Here is a 16,190-nt window from a genome sequence, read left to right as displayed (position 1 = left end):
TAGTTTTTTAAGAAAACTTTGTGTTTGTTATTTCTAAATGATGTTTTTTAAAAATAATAAGAACTTCTCAAAATACCCTATCCTATTATTTTTTCGTCTTTTAGTGGTCGTCATTATTATTTCTCCCTGTCTATATTTACCATAATACCGCACTAAAAATACTGCGCATATACCAGCAGTAAATCCAACTACATTTTAGAAATCCCATTATTCTCTTCTATATCAAAATAAAGGATCGCAAAACTATTGCATAAAATCAATCTTAAAATAAACCGAATGAGCTTTCTAGCAAACTACAAATCAACGAAGAAAAACGTACCAGCATGAGCAAAATTCCAATGCTTATATCAATAGAACTGACTGCCAAAGAATCGGTTTTCGGCAATGCCAAGTTCTTTAAAAAATAGATTTCAATTTAACCAATCATTACCTTATTTAAATTTCTAAAAAAAATGTCAAAATTCACAGAACAGGTACATATTACTATAGAAGGCTTTACTCAAAATGTTATCTATTACAATCTCGAGCTTTCTCAAAAAATGGCAGACCATCACCATTTTTCTTTCTTTTGGCAATACACAGGAAAACCTATTATTGCACCACAAGATCAGGAGAAAGCTTTTAGCAATTACATTGGCAGCGAAGTAATTTTCACCTTTAAAGTAAAAGATATACGCTTGATGTCTAAAGGAAGAATTACAAAATTAGGATCTATCGATCTGCACGGAAGTCCCGCCGGACTGCATGTAACAGGAACAAGTCATACCATTGCTCTTGATGATATGCCAAAATCCAGAATCTTTCGCGAGAAAAACCTCCAACAGATTGGACTCGAAATTTTTGCAGAAGAAAATTCGGGAGAATTCTATCAGAGAGAAGCCATTGTGCCTACTTATACAAAAGAATTCAGCTTTAAAACTCAGTACAATGAAACAAGCTTTGATTTCCTTAAACGCCTTTCTGCACGTTATGCCCAATGGTTTTATTTTGACGGAATGCGAATGCAGTTTGGTCAAATTAAAAATACCGAAATAAAACTTATAAACGAATCATCGCTACATAACTTTAGTATTGAAGCCAATTTAATTTCTCATAAAACTTCGTTCAGCAGTTATGACTACAAAAATGCTTCTAATATAAAAAATGGTGCAGAAAAAACCTCCGAAGGAAGCCGAGACCGATTTGCCTCGCTAGCTGTTTTTAAACAGCCTTATATTGTAAGACCTGGACTCGAAAACGGCGCATATACCACCAACGCACAGAATAAGGACGAGATTGATGAAATGGTGAAAATGCAAACCGCAGGACGGGATGCCAATAGCATATTCTATAGCGGTACCTCCTATTTGCCTATTGGTTTGGGACAGACTTTTTCTATTGAAAATAAAAACGTGGAGCACCATTTACTAGCAATTGAAATTAAACATTGCTCTGAAGTAAACGGAAATTACACCTGCAAATTTAAAGCTATTCCTGCCGATGTGGCAGCGCCGCACTACACAGACGTAAATGCATTTGCTTCTGCCGAAAGCCAGCCTGCAGTCGTGATTGACAATAACGATCCCGAAAAAATGGGACGCATAAAAGTGGAGTTTTTCTGGAATGGCTGGGCAAGCAAAAGCGATTGGATGCGTGTCGTTCAGCCTTATGCAGGCTCTGGAAAAGGGCTTTATTTCAGACCTGAAATTGGAGAAGAAGTTCAAGTAAGTTTTGAAGGCAACAATGCAGAACGCCCATATATTTCTGGCACCTATTATAACGGAAAAGAAATGCCCGATTTCTTTGATACCAAAAACCGAATTAAAGGTTGGAAACTCCCTTTTGGGCAGCTTTTCAAGTTTATTGAAAAAGTGGGAATCTGGATTTCTGACCCAAGCGGAAATGAAATTCAGCTAGATGAAGAAAGCAAAAATATTAATGTTACCTCTCCTGAAACAGTTACCATACGCGCTAAAAATATTGTTTTTGAGGCTTCTGAAAGTATTACACTGAAAGCAGGATATGACATTGATAATAATGCAGATAATAATATAACACAAATCGCAGGAAATAACATTGCTATAAACGCTAGCGGAAATCTTTTCGAAAAATCTGATAACCGAACAGAAATTGCAGATGAAAACTATTTGAAAGAAGTAGGCGGAACTGCGGGAGAAATTGCTGGAAAAATAAATATTAGTACAACTCAAGACGACATTAATATATATAGTGCAAAAAATATAAACGGACATTCAGCAGAAAATTCAAGCTTTAATTAAAAAGATTATGGCAATACTAAAACAAGCAAAAAATATTATAATAAAAGTGCAGTCAAACAGTAACATTATTGTGAATAAAACTATATCAAAAAATGCATCAAAAATAGTTCTAAAAACCACTCTTGGAGATGTACAACTGATTGCATCAAAACGACTAAAAACAAATAGCAATGGCGATTAATTTTTATGATTATGTAAGCAGTTATGACTTTGTGCCTTTTGCAGAGTTACAAAGCAATGACGATTTTAAAGTAATTTCTTCAAAACAATCAAGTTTAATATCTACCGCAATAAAAGAAGTTTACAAAAAGAAATCTGAGGTTACAATTGAGTTTAAACCTGAAACAATCAAAAAAGAGAAAACGATTTTAAAGTTTAAACTCAAACAAGCACATCAATATGCAAGTGATCCCGACGGTTATTTAAGATACAAACTAACTGCCGTAAATGGTCAGGTTTTTGTTTCGAACTATAATAAAAAAGAAATTGAACACGATTTAGGAGTAAAAAGATACGACGGCATTGTTGAGATTGTATTTAGTAAAAACTTAATGCAATCTGTAAAATACATTGATTTTTATTATAAAGACAACACTGATGCTTGGTTAGACCTTAAGGGAGAATTACCAGACAGCTGGGAACATTGTGGAAGAGTTACGATTGGTGCTGCTTCTACTTGTTATTGTAATCGGGGTTTTACAGAAGAAGAAATGACAAATATTCTAACCCAATTAAGAAAAAGTGACGATGTACATTATGAAATACAGTTTGATAAAAGTGGTAATACTTTATATATTGATAAAGAAGGAAAAGTTATATCCAGTACAGATACTGGTAGAAGACCCCCAGAAGCTGTAGACAAATATCGCGTACAAAAGAATGCTTTTGATAAAGAAGGAATTAATATTTTTGATTTTAAGATGGAAGAAAAAATTCAATCAAAAGATGCAAATATAAATACACTAACAGATGAATTAAATAAGGCATTCGAAAAATATCAAATTAATACCTGCATTCGAAAGATACATTTTTTAGCTCAAAGTTATGAAGAATCACAGCGTTTTCACAAAACATATGAATCTAATCCCATATCAACTTTAAGTGGTGGTGAACACTACAGAGGAAGAGGATTATTACAATTAACCCATGATTATAATTATGAAAAATTCTATATTGATTTATTTAAAAAAATACCTACTGAAAAAGAGCTAGATAATTTTGCATCGAGAGTTTCAAAAGAATTACATTTAGCTGTTTTTGGATCTGCATTTTATTGGAAAAACATTGGGTCTTTAAAAGGTAACATAAGTCAATTTGCTGACAAAGACGATGTCTTAACTGTTTCTAAAGAGATAAATGGTTATAAAAAAAATAATGCCCTCCCAAATGGTTATGAAGAAAGGGTTAGATATACAAATGAATTAAAAAAGATATTTAAATATGAAAAATGCATTAATAAAAAATAAACTTATTCTAGTTTGTATAGTATTTCTATTTGCATGCAAAAAAAAAACATATGATAATCCTAAAATTGATAAATCAGTTATTTATAAATCAACAAAAAAAATAAAACCTAATCTTTCATTTGATGTTGACTTTTCTAAAATAGGATATGGAAGAATCATTTTACCAATTGAGTGTACAGATAATGATTTATTAATGACCATTAATTTAACTTCTAGAGAATTTAAAAAACCATTTATTATAAAAAGAAGAATAGGCGCTTGTACAATGCCTGTAAATATTGTCCTTCAAGAAGAAGAAAATAATAAAATATCGCTTTTAATTACTCAAATATACCATCCATTTGATGATTCATTAGTTTTTGTTAAAAAGAATAATGAATTTAAATTTAAAGAATTTTACAATAATGCTTACTCTTCATCAAATCATCGAAATTATATTAGAAAGGGAAAATTTAAACAAAAAGGAAATTTAATTAAATTAAATAATAATATTGATTACCCATAGTTGATGTTTCAAAAGTTACCTGTCGTATAAATCCAGCGTTAAAGCATTTAAGAGAAAGCATTACCTGTTATTGTAATCGGGATTTTACAGAGGAAGAAATGACAAATATTTTAACTCAATTAAGAAAAAGTGACGATATACATTATCAAATACAGTTTGATAAAAGTGATAATACATTATATATTGATAAAGAAGGAAAAGTTATATCCAGTACAGATATTGGTAGAAGACCACCTGAAGCGGTAGACAAATATCGTTTGCAAAAAAATGCTTTTGATAAAGAAGGAATAAAAATATTTGATATCGGCAAAGAAAAAATTAAAACGTCACAGGCTAATATTACATCTTTTACCAAAGCTCTAAATAAGTCATTAAATGATTTTCAAATTGACACATGTTTAAGAAAAATACATTTTTTAGCCCAAAGTTATCATGAATCACAAAGATTTAGAAAAACATATGAAGAAAGCCCAAATTCAAATGTAAAAGGAGGAGAACATTTTAGAGGCAGAGGCTTGATACAACTTACTCATGATTACAATTACAGCAAATTGTATGAATATAAAAATAAAAAGAAACCAAGTGCTGACGAATTGTTCAAATTTGCAACAAATGTAGCTATGGATATAAATTTGGCTTGCGAAGCTTCTGGTTATTATTGGAATAATATTGGAGCTAAAACAGGAAATATTAGTCAATATGCCGATAAAGATGATATTCTAACAGTTTCAAGAGAGGTAAATAGATATGTTGATAAACCATACGGATTAGACAGTAGAAAAATGTATGCATTATTATTAAAAAGATATTAGATTATGAAAAATGTACTAATAAGAAATAGCATCGTTATATTTTTATCATTACTATTATTTGGATGTGTCAAAAATGAAAAACAAAAAAAAAGGACAAAACCATTAACTTTAGATATTAATTTTAAAGAATTTGGCTTTACTACACTAGCTTATGATGAAAAAAAGATGGAAATTGATACAGCTTTTTGAAAAAAAATTAAAACCCTTGGTCTTTTAAGATTGGGGGTTTTGTTTTTAAAGTAGCTACTATTAATATTGAATATTACATTCTTTCTGGAGACTGTTCTCTTCCTTTGATGGGATTTTTTATTACTTTGATTTACTATTTTTCTTATGTTTGTTTCACTAAATCTAACCAATGACATTAGCTGATTTAATTAAAGATTTTATTGATTCTACAAAAGAAAGATTAAAAACTCCAATTTCAGGAGCTTTTTTATGGTCTTTTGTTATTTACAATTGGAGACCAATTTTGATGCTATTATTTTCAGATACAACAATCGAAAATAAAATTATAGTAATCAATCATGAGTATTGCTCTTTCTGGGCTATTTTTTGGCCTCTCGTAATTGCAACAGCTTATACATTATTGATACCTAAAATCATGCTTCAAATTGATAATGATTTGGCTGACACAAAACAAGAACGAATTACAAGAAGGTACGAAATAAAAAAGCATGAAGTAAAAGAAAAAACAGAAGTTGCTAAAGAGGAGTTCTTGTTAAAAAGTGAAGAATCAGGTAATAAAACTATCCAAGAATTGAATGACCAGATTAAAGGTCTTGAGGAGAAAAACATTAGTCTTCAAGAAAGTGTTATACAGATTCAGGATTCAAGTAAAGCTACAATTGATCGTTTAAACAGTGAGTTAAAAACAGCAACTGATACGGTTAGGGCTTTGCAAAGAAGCCGTAAAGATGTTAATTATATAGATGATCTTGGAAGACTTAAAAAAGGAATTGTAATTGAAACATTACATCTTGAACCAGCGATTGCAAAATCTATCCAAACGGCTGTTGATCAACTTACACTTGAAGAATTTGTATTTCTACGAGATAGTTTGTTTACTAAAGCGGGAAGATTAGCAGAAGAAAATAATAATGATGTAAAGCCTGAATTTTTAATGACATTAAGTGATAAAAAAGTCCTAAAGTTAGATCGATCTCCTAATGGTAGTTTTATTGCAAATTTGACGACAATTGGATTAGCAATAAGAAATGAAATAAAATCATTATAAAAGCAAGGAACCAAATGAAGAGATAATTTCTATTGACTAATTGAACTAGCGGAAAGTTAAAAAAGTTATTTGAAAATTTCTTGAAGATTCCGATTTACTTCCTCGTAATGACAATATCCACATTCCTTAAATCCTAATTTTTCAAGTATAGATCCTTCAAAATTTATATCGGGATTATGTTTTAACCTATAATACTCAATAAGCATTCTTTTCAGTGGTCTTTTAAATTCAAAATCATACTTTTCAAGTAATTTTTTTATTTCTTCATCTGAATAAACAGTCTCATTATTTTCAATTTTCTTTGATTTGTAAGCTAAATAAGTGAACTTGGAGTTATTTAGATAAAATAGTTTTATTTTTTTCACTGTCATAATAAAACTTTCCAGCATTTTTTATTATTAAATCAATTTTATTTTCCAATTCTTCTATACTTAAATTTTCCACTTCTGTTGAACCTGAATTACGAATTAATATAGCATTGGGATTTGTTTCGATTCCCCATTTTAGTTTTAAACGCATTACAAATATTTGTGGGTCATCTAATAGATTCTTAACTGTTTCGAACCAATTCCTAAACTCATTCACTTTTTCCTTCCCAAGCTTCACAATTTCAGATGGAATCTCAAAATTTTCGTAAACAGAATGTAGGCGGGGACAGTCCGAAAATTTATGATAAGAAGGCTTTTTACCTTCATATACTAATGTAAAAGTATCAACAGGTTCATATGGAATATAAATTTCATTAAAATATTTTTCAGGATTTTTTAACAACTCTTGTATTGCTAGTAGTGCACTTTCTTCATATTTACTAAAAAAGTATATTGGAATTTTATATAAGTCTCCAACTAAATTTAGATTTTTTAAATTACTTTTAAATATAATTTTATTTGTATTTGATAATGTTATATATGCCATAAAGATATTTGATAAATAATTAACTAAAAAAATAACTAAGAATGTACTTATCATTTTACATTAGATGCTGATACTTTTCTACCTGCGTCTATTAAAATAATATTTGGTGATTTGTTCAGTTTTAACTCTTTCAATATTGATATAACTTTATTGTATTCAATTATATCGAAATATAAAATAACCTTTATAGATTTATTAGTATTGTTTGCTTTCTCATAAACTTCAACTTGGTTTTCAAGATTTTGTTTTAACTTCGAATTAGAAGCCAATTTAAACTCTATAAGAGTCTTATCCTTTGCTCCTTTTGAAACTGCATAATCAACAGGACCACGCCCATTGTTAGTTTCTCTATTTACATCAAAATCAGAAGCAAACCATGTGAGTCTATAAATAATTTGTAAATCTTCTTCTCTTTTAATTGGAACTCCGTTGATATAAAAAAGTCTGTAGCCATCATTATCCTCAATAACTTTTTTTAAATATACTAACCTATTCAAAGCTTCACTATAAGAACTTTTAGCGGGAATTTTATAAAACTCAGTATTTGATAATAATTCTACAAAATCTTGAACTTGACTTATAAATAAAGTTTCTACTTCATCTACTTTTGATTCAGAAATACTTTTTGCCCCCTCTTTATTTTCCTCCTTAATCTTTATATAGTATTTTATAATTTCAGGAAACTGTTTGATCGTTTTATGAATCGCAGAAGAAATTTCTTTTTGAGAGTTTTTCTTATTTTCTTCAACTTTAGGTAAAGCTTGAAAATAATAATTGAAAACTTCATGTCGTAATTGTTCATTTGGGATTCCTGTAAGTATTCCCGTGAAATTTCCTCTTAAATCTTTGCTATTTATCCAATTATCATCTTTTGTAAGTAAGTCTCTAGGCGTTAGTATAACATAATCTCCATAAATAAATGGTAAAGTATATTCTTTAGGCATCCATCTTTCAAATTTATAATCAAAAAATACTTTCTCTACATAAACTTTGCGTAGAAATTTATCTTCAATATTCTCTAATGAAAATTTCTCAGTGTATTCTAATAAAAATTGCTTAATTAAATTTGTTGTAAAATCACTAATATTATCTTTTCCTACTCCTATCTCAAACAAGCCAGCTTTTTCAAGATGAGATGTCTGATTTACCTTTTCTTTGCCTAGGTCATCAAATACAATACTTATGGATGAAGAAAAGGCATTTCCAAATTTTGTCCCTAATCCACTTCCTTTATTACCAATTTTACTATATCCAAACCAATTCTGTTTAACTTCAGGAAATAAATACCATGATTGCACTTGATGTTTTCTATTTCTTCCAGTTTCAGCTTTTCCTTTTAAAAAAGTCAAGTACTTAATAATATCATCATGTAAATTTTGATATTCTTTTTTCTTGTTTCCAAACAATAAAAATGGATCAATAAATAAAGGCAGATCATTTATTAAAGAAATATTAAATGCTCCATAACTTTCTAATGTTTCAACTTCAACATTAAAAAAATCTGTAAAGTATATCTTCATTGCTCTGAATTTTAGTATTTACTACTTTATTAAGTCCTTTTAGATTTATCAAAAACAAAAATTAACTTTTATCATGAAATTACTTTATGGAAATCCGTATACATTAAAATATAATGCAATAACAATTTTATAAATAAAAACAAATAAGTTAACAAGTAGTTATACGTGTTTTTATCTTTCTTTAGCATTAGTCTTTTTTAAGGTATTTTTAATTTCAAAATATTAAAATCAATTAAAATAGAAAATGAACCTACATTCTCTGCAAGCTCATTTTTCATTTTAAATCAAACAACAATAATTCACCCCAAACTCATCCCGCCATCCATAATAACATCGGCTCCAGTCACAAACACAGCAGCTTCACTACTCAAATGCGAAACCATTTTAGCCACATCTTCTGCCCTTCCCATTTGTTTTAGTGGGACTTTTTCTACTACAACATCCATAATACCTTTTACGGTGGTTTCGTCGAGGCCTACTTTGTTCATGACTTCGGTTTGAGTTGGTCCTGGGCTAACCGAATTGACACGAATCTTTCTTGGCGCTAACTCTAAAGCAGCCGATCTCATAAACGAATTCAAAGCCGTTTTACTCGCCGAATAAACCGAAGATCCCGGACCCGGCATACTCGCAGTATTCGAAGAAAGAAATACTACCGAAGCGCCATCTTCCAAAATCGGGATAAATTTACTTAAAGTGAAAAAAGCGCCTTTTAGATTCACATTCATAATGCTGTCGTACAATTCTTCTGTAGTTTGTTCAATTGTTCCTAAACCTGCAATTCCGGCATTAATAAACAAAATATCAACCGAACCGAAATCGGCTTTTACTTGAGTGGCCAGTTTTTCGATATCCGAAATATTCGATTGGTCTGCTGTAATGGCTGTAACGCCTAGTTCTAAAGCTGCTTTTTCTATGGCTTCTTTTCTTCTTCCTGTAATAATTACGTTTGCGCCTTGTTCTTTTAATTGTTTGGCTGTTGCGTAACCTATTCCGCTGTTTCCGCCTGTTATAACGGCTGTTTTATTTTTAAGATTTTCCATCTTTTTGATTATTTAAAATTTATTTAGCAAATTTAAATTCAAATTGGTATAACTTTGTAACCAGTATCATGGAGTATACCAAACTAATTAATTCGATTCTTCAATGGAAAAAATTATAGCCACGAATTCACGAATTTATTTTTATAATCTATGTCGAAAAATGTGATTAATTATACGAATTGTATTGATTGAATATCAATCAATATAATTCTTGAGAAAAAACTTTGAAAAAGAAAAAATTCGTGAATTCGTGGCGGAAAAACTTTGATAAAAATTGAATACTATGGAAAGAAACCAGAAAGAAGAAGTACAGGCGCTTCAGGACACGTTGTATGTTTTGGGCGGAAAGTGGCGTTTGCCCATCATCAATTCGATCTGCAACGGAAATCATCGTTTCAGGGAAATCGAACGCAGTATTCCGGGAATTACAACACGCATGCTTTCTAGAGAACTCAAAGAAATGGAGATCAATATGCTGATCAAAAGAACCAAAGATCGCGATGCCGAAATTCAGGTAAAATACGAATCGACGCCTTATTGCAAATCTTTTGGTCCTGTAATCGAAGAAATGATCAAATGGGGAAAATCGCATCGAGAGGAGATTATCCGAAATTCTTAATCTTTTTTAAACACATAGAAACATAGATTATTTTTATTTGAGAAAGAGTTTAAAAAGAAACTAGTTTCTAACACATAGTCTCAGCACGAAGCTAACTTTGACAAAGTTTAAACAGCTTAGAAAATCGCAACGAAAGAAATCATTCAAAATTCTTAAATAAAGCTGTAATTTTATTTAGTCAAAAATCTGTTTTTTGAGTCGAAATATGTCCAAATAAACTTAAAAAGTGCTTAAAACTACCTTTTTTTATCATTTTTAGCTATAAAAGTTCTATCTTACAAAAAAGGCAAACGCCTGTTCTTTTGTCCTATTATTCTAAAAACTATAAAAAATGAAACAATTACTACAATGGACCATCATAATTCCGATTCTTTCATGGGCACTCTTATTTAGCGGATTGATAGAAAACAGTACTATTTTTCAAATCGTTGCGAGTGTTCTGCTTATTTTGAGTGTAATGTCGGCGGTACATCATTCAGAAATTATTGCAGAACGTGTTGGAGAACCTTACGGAACGATTATTTTGGCCATTTCGATTACTGTAATTGAAGTTTCGATTATTGTTTCTTTAATGCTTTCGGAAGGTTCAGAGGCAGCTTCTTTGGCCAGAGATACTGTTTATGCGGCAACTATGCTTATCTTAAATGGAATTATAGGTTTGTGTCTTCTTATTGGAAGCATCAAACATTACGAACAGAATTTCTCTCCTTCTTCGGTAACCATTGGTTTGGTTTCGCTTATTTCGATTATTGTATTTACATTAGTTTTTCCAACATTTACAGAAAGTGTCCACGGTTCTTATTATTCAACCCCTCAGCTTATTTTTGCTTCGATTGCCTGTCTTATTATTTACGGTTCTTTTTTATTTGCACAAACCAAAGGATATCGCCAATATTTTCTAACCAATACTACAAACGAAGACGAATCTAAAACACATCCAATTGAAATCAATAACAAAACATTTTACACTAGCCTAGTCTTTTTATTAGTGAGCTTAGGAATTGTGGTTTTACTGGCCAAAACCCTTTCACCTACTATTGAAACTATTATTATAAGTCACAATCTTCCAAAATCTTTGGTTGGGGTTATAATCGCCATCATCATTTTATTGCCAGAAGCGATCGCAGCGATAATTGCTGCCAAAAAGAACAGATTGCAAACGAGTCTAAACCTAGCTTTAGGTTCTGCACTTGCCAGTATAGGTTTAACTATTCCAACTGTTGCGCTCGTTTGTATCTTATTGGGAATTCCTATTGTTTTAGGACTTGATATTAAATCTATTGTTCTCTTGGCACTGTCTGTTTTTACGGTAATGCTTTCTCTTAGCAAAGGAAAATCGAATATCGTTTACGGCGTTGTGCTTTTGGTCAATTTGTTTGCTTATATGTTTTTGATGATTTATCCTTAAGCTTTCAATTAATTTTAGTTGCTTAAATGTATACTCGGATTCGATTCCTGGCGACTTTAAACTGTAAAATTAATGTTTACAGGCTTTTTTTATCATTTTTTAAAACAGCGTCAATCCAAAACTCCATCCTATCCATCCGAGAATATCTTTGCTGTTATTGTTGATTATAGTGTAGCGTTTGGTACGATCCTGAACGAATGTAGAAGCGTTTATATTGCCATTTTTATCTTGTTTCTCAGACCAATAGAAATTTAAAGAAGGTCCTGCAGATAGCGCTACACCTTTACACAATTGAAAAGAAAAGGGAGAATCAAATTTAGATAAGGAATTATAAATGTCCCAATTTCCTAAATAAAGATACTGCGTGCTAAATTCGGGATTAAAAGTAAAACGTTTCCCTAACGGAATGTTCTTTCCTAGTCCGATTCCGAAAGAGAATAGTTTTTCTTCATCGGTTCTATCGCTTCTTCCCGCCATTAAAATAGTATACATTTTATGATCTCCTGTTTTTACAGCAAGATTTATATCTGAAATTTCGTTGCTTGTTATGCTGATTTTTTTATAACCGCCTTTTTTAAAGTTTAACAGACCAAAACTATAGCCAGACGGTGAATCTGTAATGTTGACTAATCCAAATTGGACTCCATGTAATTCTTTAGCATAATTAAAAAGACCTGTAATTTGAGCGCCTCGCACGGTATCTTTTCCAATATTGTAAATTCCTGAAAGCTGTAATCCGTTTTGCGAACCCTTTACTGTATTGCCAATTCCTGCAATTTGAAGTCCTTTAGAATCTTTATATACATTGTTGTAGATACCGCCCATTTGCAAACCGACTTGCGAACCTTTGACACTATTATGAATACCACTTACTTGCAATCCTCTTAAATTGCCAAAAACATTATTATAGATTCCGGCTAACTGAACTCCGTTTACAGATCCTCCAACGGTATTAAATATTCCGGCTATTTGAAGCGCGTCAACATTCATACGATTGATGTTGTAAAGTCCTGCCATTTCAAGCCCGCGAACTCCAGCATTATAACCTCCTAATATATTTAGCGAAAAATTATTGACAATCTGCGTATTCAGCATTCCTCTTGTACTGATACTCGGAATTAAAGAAGCCTGCAAAGGAACCTTAGAAATAAATCCTCCTAGATTGAGCGCTTGTATTTTTTGTTTGGAGGAAATAAAGAAACGGCCAATTCCTGATCTTTCAATTTCAGAGAAATCACCATCAATATAATCTGTTTTATTTTTTTTGTCTCCCATCTGAATTTTAATTTCAGAAAGAAATACCATCGTTACCGTTTTATAATTCTCCTTAACGGCTGTAAGTTCTATAGCTTGAGGTGCATTTTTTAATCGAAGTTCAAAAAAACCATCTTTATTGGTTAAGGTAGACACTAGCGCATTCTTCTCTAATACACTCACATTTTCAATACGATTATTGGTTTGTGTATCTACAATATAACCAATAACAATTTGCTGTCCGTCACTCATAACAGTGTTTTTTTCTAACACCAAAGCAAGTTCTAAAGGCGCATAACGAACAATAACAAATCCTGGCGATTCTTTAAATTCATATTTAGCACCTAACAACTGATCTAAAACTCCTTTTATGGTATTATTATCGGTATGAATGCTAACGACGCTATCTTTTACAGCCAGTTTGCCATAATAAGCAAATCTAAAATTTCCTTTTTCTTCCATTAAGTCCAAAACACTGCCTAATGGTTTCTTATCTGCTTGAATAGAAATTTCATTTTCTAGTACCGATTGTGCATTTGCTTTAAAAAAGATACCCGAAGTAAGGGTTAAAAAGACGGCTGTAAAAACAAACTTTATGTTTCTTGGCATAAAAAGGATATAATACTTTAATGAATTAAATCTTGGATCCAATGATTGGGTTTCCAAAATTACCCCAATTCCTATATTTTCAATAACCATTTTTATAATTTTTTACTTCTTTTTTCTTACGAGCATCAAGCTGCTTCTAATAAAAGTATTTGCAAAAAATAAGACAAAAAAAATCACAATTGAGAAGTTCGCTTCTCATATTCTATATCTTCGTTTTTTTACGTACTGAATTACGAGAAATACAATTAGTCCAACTATTAAATAAAAAGAAATTTTAAAATAAATATTTACATAAAAAGAATTTATTTCAGAATTATAATATTCCTCAGGAGCATTCTTTAAAAAAAAATCTCCAGTTAGTTTACTTTTATAAAGAGGCTGTTTATTAAAACTTGATTCAAGGTAAGCAAGTTTAGTTACTCTTAATTCTAATTTAGAATTGTTACTCAAAACTATCCCTTTTACAAGGTAAGATAATCGAGTTCCTTCACCTGTTCCTGTATCTTCAGAAATTTTTTTTATCACTAAAAAATCATCACTCATGTATAATTTTTTATTTCTAAAGCTTTTTAAATTTTCATATTCACTCAAATAGCTATGGGAACAGATGCTTCCAATTGTTATTATTAATGATATTATTACATTGCAAACAAAAGCGAAAATTAAAAAGGAGATTAGTATTTTTTTCAAAATTTCAAATTATTATTCATATTGTACACATTAAAAAATGCGAATAAATTTCAATTTTTATAAACATTTTCAAATTTTCTCCTTTACTATGATTATATCATCAATAAAGGAAAATCATATCGAAAGTAAATTATTAGAAACTCATAACCAAACAATCGTACTATTACAACGTTTTAGTAACATAAACTGATAAAAAACAGCAGTAATAAATGTTATTTTTACACATAAAAAGTATCACAATAAAGACCAAAACTGAACGATTTTACCCCTCATTTTTCAGCATTTTTCTCTAACTTAGCGGTCTACATTTTGAAATGTAAGATTAAAATAACCATTGTTTTGCTGCAAAACATTGAATGAAAAAGAATTACCATACTTTCTCTTACTTTTTGCTGCTAAAACATTTCTTCTAATAATTTAGTTAATTGAAAACTATGAGCAAATTTGATTTTGGAATTGTAGGACTCGGTGTAATGGGCCGTAACTTACTTTTAAATATCGCCAGCCATAACTTTGCGGCTGCAGGTTTAGACTTAGACACCGAAAAAGTCAATTCTCTTCAACAAGAAGCCGACGCCAATCACACTATTGAAGCTACAACAGATGTAAAACATTTTGTAGAACTTATCCAACAGCCAAGAGCAATTATGTTATTGGTTCCTGCAGGAAAACCGGTTGACAGCGCTATTGCAAGTTTATTGCCTCACTTAGATAAAGGAGACATTATTATTGACGGTGGAAACACTTATTTTACTGATACAGACAGGAGATTTTTGGAATTGTCTGAAAAAGGAATCCACTTCTTCGGAATGGGAATTTCGGGCGGTGAAAAAGGCGCTCGTTTCGGTCCTGCTATGATGCCAGGTGGAGATCAAAAAGCTTATGAAAGATTACGTCCTATTTTTGAAGCAATTGCAGCAAAAGTAGATGGCGAACCTTGCGTAGAATATCTTGGAAACGGTTCTGCTGGAAACTATGTAAAAATGGTTCACAACGGAATTGAATACGGAATCATGCAGTTGATTTCTGAGATTTATGACCTTATGAAAAGAGGTTATAATTTGGATGATGAAACGATTCAGAAAACTTTTGCTGAGTGGAATCAAACCGATGATTTAAGATCTTATTTGATTGAAATTACCGGAAACATCTTAAAACAAAAAGATGAAGACGGAACACAGTTAATCAACAAAATCTCAGATTGGGCAAGATCTAAAGGTACAGGAAAATGGACTTCGCAAAATGCAATGGATTTACAAGTTCCAGTTCCAACTATCGACGCAGCGGTTAACATGCGCGATATGTCTAAAACAAAACCAGAAAGAATTGAAGCTGCTAAGAAATTAGTTTGGAATGCTGATGAAACAAATGTTTCTCAAAGCGAAGCAATTGCAGCTTTAAAATCGGCTTTATATTTTTCTATCGTGGTAACTTATGCTCAAGGTTTAGCGCAACTTCACACGGCTTCTAAAGAATATAATTACGGATTAAATCTGGAAACGGTTGCTAAAATCTGGCGTGGCGGATGTATCATTCGTGCGACAATTTTAGAAGATTTCAGAAAAGCATATGTGACAAAAGCAGATTTGCCAAACTTACTTTTGGATGGCGGAATCGCTTCAAAATTAGTAGAAAACCAAGCAGGAATGCGAGCTGTAATTCAGTTTGCAATTCAAAAAGGATTACCGGTTTCTGGATTAATGAACTCGTTGGCCTATTTTGACGCTTACCGTTCTGCTAATCTTCCAACTAACTTAATTCAGGCACAGCGTGATTATTTTGGAGCGCATACTTACGAGCGTATCGATAAAGAAGGCGTTTTCCATACACAATGGACTGAATAACAACATAAAG

The 16,190-nt window shown here is 31.2% G+C and carries 15 protein-coding genes; 10 read left to right on the top strand and 5 right to left on the bottom strand.

All coding sequences use genetic code 11. The annotated features are described in order from the left end of the window. Window positions 1–452 precede the first annotated feature (452 nt). The 7 genes from JI750_RS12135 (at window position 453) to JI750_RS12105 (ending at window position 6,278) form a co-directional block, all read left to right on the top strand. Window positions 453–2,258, top strand: coding sequence for a type VI secretion system Vgr family protein (locus tag JI750_RS12135; RefSeq protein WP_202002052.1), 1,806 nt, complete (start codon window positions 453–455; stop codon window positions 2,256–2,258). A 7-nt stretch (window positions 2,259–2,265) separates the two neighbouring features. Beyond that, window positions 2,266–2,439 (top strand): hypothetical protein, encoded by a 174-nt coding sequence (locus JI750_RS12130; RefSeq protein WP_202002050.1) that lies wholly within the window; start codon window positions 2,266–2,268, stop codon window positions 2,437–2,439. Beyond that, on the top strand, window positions 2,429–3,724 hold the full coding sequence (locus JI750_RS12125; protein WP_202002048.1) for a hypothetical protein: 1,296 nt from the start codon (window positions 2,429–2,431) through the stop codon (window positions 3,722–3,724). The genes JI750_RS12130 and JI750_RS12125 overlap by 11 nt, the downstream gene beginning before the upstream one ends. Further along, complete coding sequence (locus JI750_RS12120) at window positions 3,699–4,229, top strand: hypothetical protein (RefSeq protein WP_202002044.1); 531 nt, start codon at window positions 3,699–3,701, stop codon at window positions 4,227–4,229. The genes JI750_RS12125 and JI750_RS12120 overlap by 26 nt, the downstream gene beginning before the upstream one ends. 98 nt (window positions 4,230–4,327) lie before the next feature. Beyond that, window positions 4,328–5,041 (top strand): hypothetical protein, encoded by a 714-nt coding sequence (locus JI750_RS12115; RefSeq protein WP_202002042.1) that lies wholly within the window; start codon window positions 4,328–4,330, stop codon window positions 5,039–5,041. A 3-nt stretch (window positions 5,042–5,044) separates the two neighbouring features. Beyond that, window positions 5,045–5,230 carry a hypothetical protein gene (locus JI750_RS12110; RefSeq protein WP_202002038.1) on the top strand — a complete coding sequence of 62 codons (186 nt, stop codon included), beginning with the start codon at window positions 5,045–5,047 and terminating at the stop codon, window positions 5,228–5,230. A 169-nt stretch (window positions 5,231–5,399) separates the two neighbouring features. Continuing rightward, window positions 5,400–6,278, top strand: a complete 879-nt coding sequence (locus JI750_RS12105; RefSeq protein WP_202002035.1) for a coiled-coil domain-containing protein — start codon at window positions 5,400–5,402, stop codon at window positions 6,276–6,278. 333 nt (window positions 6,279–6,611) lie between these two features. Here the strand turns inward: JI750_RS12105 and JI750_RS12100 are convergent, their stop codons facing one another. The 3 genes from JI750_RS12100 to JI750_RS12090 all read right to left on the bottom strand — a co-directional run bounded on the left by JI750_RS12100 (window position 6,612) and on the right by JI750_RS12090 (window position 9,756). Continuing rightward, window positions 6,612–7,193 (bottom strand): hypothetical protein, encoded by a 582-nt coding sequence (locus JI750_RS12100; RefSeq protein WP_202002033.1) that lies wholly within the window; start codon window positions 7,191–7,193, stop codon window positions 6,612–6,614. Between the two features lie 50 nt (window positions 7,194–7,243). Continuing rightward, the gene (locus JI750_RS12095; protein WP_202002030.1) at window positions 7,244–8,713 is read right to left on the bottom strand and encodes a DUF8370 family protein; all 1,470 of its coding nucleotides are present in this window, start codon (window positions 8,711–8,713) and stop codon (window positions 7,244–7,246) included. Window positions 8,714–9,012: 299 nt separating this feature from the next. Next, window positions 9,013–9,756 carry an SDR family oxidoreductase gene (locus JI750_RS12090; protein ID WP_202002027.1) on the bottom strand — a complete coding sequence of 248 codons (744 nt, stop codon included), beginning with the start codon at window positions 9,754–9,756 and terminating at the stop codon, window positions 9,013–9,015. 283 nt (window positions 9,757–10,039) lie between these two features. On the opposite strand from JI750_RS12090, the gene JI750_RS12085 reads away from it, so the two are divergent. Both JI750_RS12085 and JI750_RS12080 read left to right on the top strand, forming a co-directional pair. After that, a complete protein-coding gene (locus tag JI750_RS12085) occupies window positions 10,040–10,375 on the top strand; it encodes a winged helix-turn-helix transcriptional regulator (protein WP_202002024.1) in 336 nt (111 codons plus the stop codon). Window positions 10,376–10,706: 331 nt separating this feature from the next. Then, the gene (locus JI750_RS12080) at window positions 10,707–11,783 is read left to right on the top strand and encodes a calcium:cation antiporter (protein WP_202002021.1); all 1,077 of its coding nucleotides are present in this window, start codon (window positions 10,707–10,709) and stop codon (window positions 11,781–11,783) included. A 99-nt stretch (window positions 11,784–11,882) separates the two neighbouring features. Here JI750_RS12080 and JI750_RS12075 read toward each other — a convergent pair whose 3' ends face one another. After that, on the bottom strand, window positions 11,883–13,736 hold the full coding sequence (locus JI750_RS12075) for a peptidase associated/transthyretin-like domain-containing protein (protein WP_236673028.1): 1,854 nt from the start codon (window positions 13,734–13,736) through the stop codon (window positions 11,883–11,885). Window positions 13,737–13,841: 105 nt separating this feature from the next. Beyond that, the gene (locus JI750_RS12070; RefSeq protein WP_202002019.1) at window positions 13,842–14,336 is read right to left on the bottom strand and encodes a hypothetical protein; all 495 of its coding nucleotides are present in this window, start codon (window positions 14,334–14,336) and stop codon (window positions 13,842–13,844) included. Window positions 14,337–14,770: 434 nt separating this feature from the next. Between JI750_RS12070 and gnd the strand changes: the two genes are divergently transcribed. Beyond that, a complete protein-coding gene (gene gnd, locus JI750_RS12065) occupies window positions 14,771–16,180 on the top strand; it encodes an NADP-dependent phosphogluconate dehydrogenase (RefSeq protein ID WP_202002016.1) in 1,410 nt (469 codons plus the stop codon). The last annotated feature ends 10 nt before the right edge of the window (window positions 16,181–16,190 follow it).

This window comes from Flavobacterium tagetis (assembly GCF_016735615.1).
Taxonomy (GTDB): Bacteria; Bacteroidota; Bacteroidia; order Flavobacteriales; family Flavobacteriaceae; genus Flavobacterium; species Flavobacterium tagetis.
The sequence above is the reverse complement of the archived record's forward strand: the minus strand, read 5'-3'. Positions and strand labels throughout refer to the sequence as shown.

Coding starts and splice junctions, on each gene's coding strand:
- JI750_RS12110 (WP_202002038.1), top strand. CDS start 5,045: ATGAAAAATGTACTAATAAGAAATAGCATCGTTATATTTTTATCATTA.
- JI750_RS12125 (WP_202002048.1), top strand. CDS start 2,429: ATGGCGATTAATTTTTATGATTATGTAAGCAGTTATGACTTTGTGCCT.
- JI750_RS12115 (WP_202002042.1), top strand. CDS start 4,328: ATGACAAATATTTTAACTCAATTAAGAAAAAGTGACGATATACATTAT.
- JI750_RS12135 (WP_202002052.1), top strand. CDS start 453: ATGTCAAAATTCACAGAACAGGTACATATTACTATAGAAGGCTTTACT.
- JI750_RS12090 (WP_202002027.1), bottom strand. CDS start 9,756: ATGGAAAATCTTAAAAATAAAACAGCCGTTATAACAGGCGGAAACAGC.
- gnd (WP_202002016.1), top strand. CDS start 14,771: ATGAGCAAATTTGATTTTGGAATTGTAGGACTCGGTGTAATGGGCCGT.
- JI750_RS12075 (WP_236673028.1), bottom strand. CDS start 13,736: ATGGTTATTGAAAATATAGGAATTGGGGTAATTTTGGAAACCCAATCA.
- JI750_RS12085 (WP_202002024.1), top strand. CDS start 10,040: ATGGAAAGAAACCAGAAAGAAGAAGTACAGGCGCTTCAGGACACGTTG.
- JI750_RS12080 (WP_202002021.1), top strand. CDS start 10,707: ATGAAACAATTACTACAATGGACCATCATAATTCCGATTCTTTCATGG.
- JI750_RS12100 (WP_202002033.1), bottom strand. CDS start 7,193: ATGGCATATATAACATTATCAAATACAAATAAAATTATATTTAAAAGT.
- JI750_RS12120 (WP_202002044.1), top strand. CDS start 3,699: ATGAAAAATGCATTAATAAAAAATAAACTTATTCTAGTTTGTATAGTA.
- JI750_RS12130 (WP_202002050.1), top strand. CDS start 2,266: ATGGCAATACTAAAACAAGCAAAAAATATTATAATAAAAGTGCAGTCA.
- JI750_RS12095 (WP_202002030.1), bottom strand. CDS start 8,713: ATGAAGATATACTTTACAGATTTTTTTAATGTTGAAGTTGAAACATTA.
- JI750_RS12105 (WP_202002035.1), top strand. CDS start 5,400: ATGACATTAGCTGATTTAATTAAAGATTTTATTGATTCTACAAAAGAA.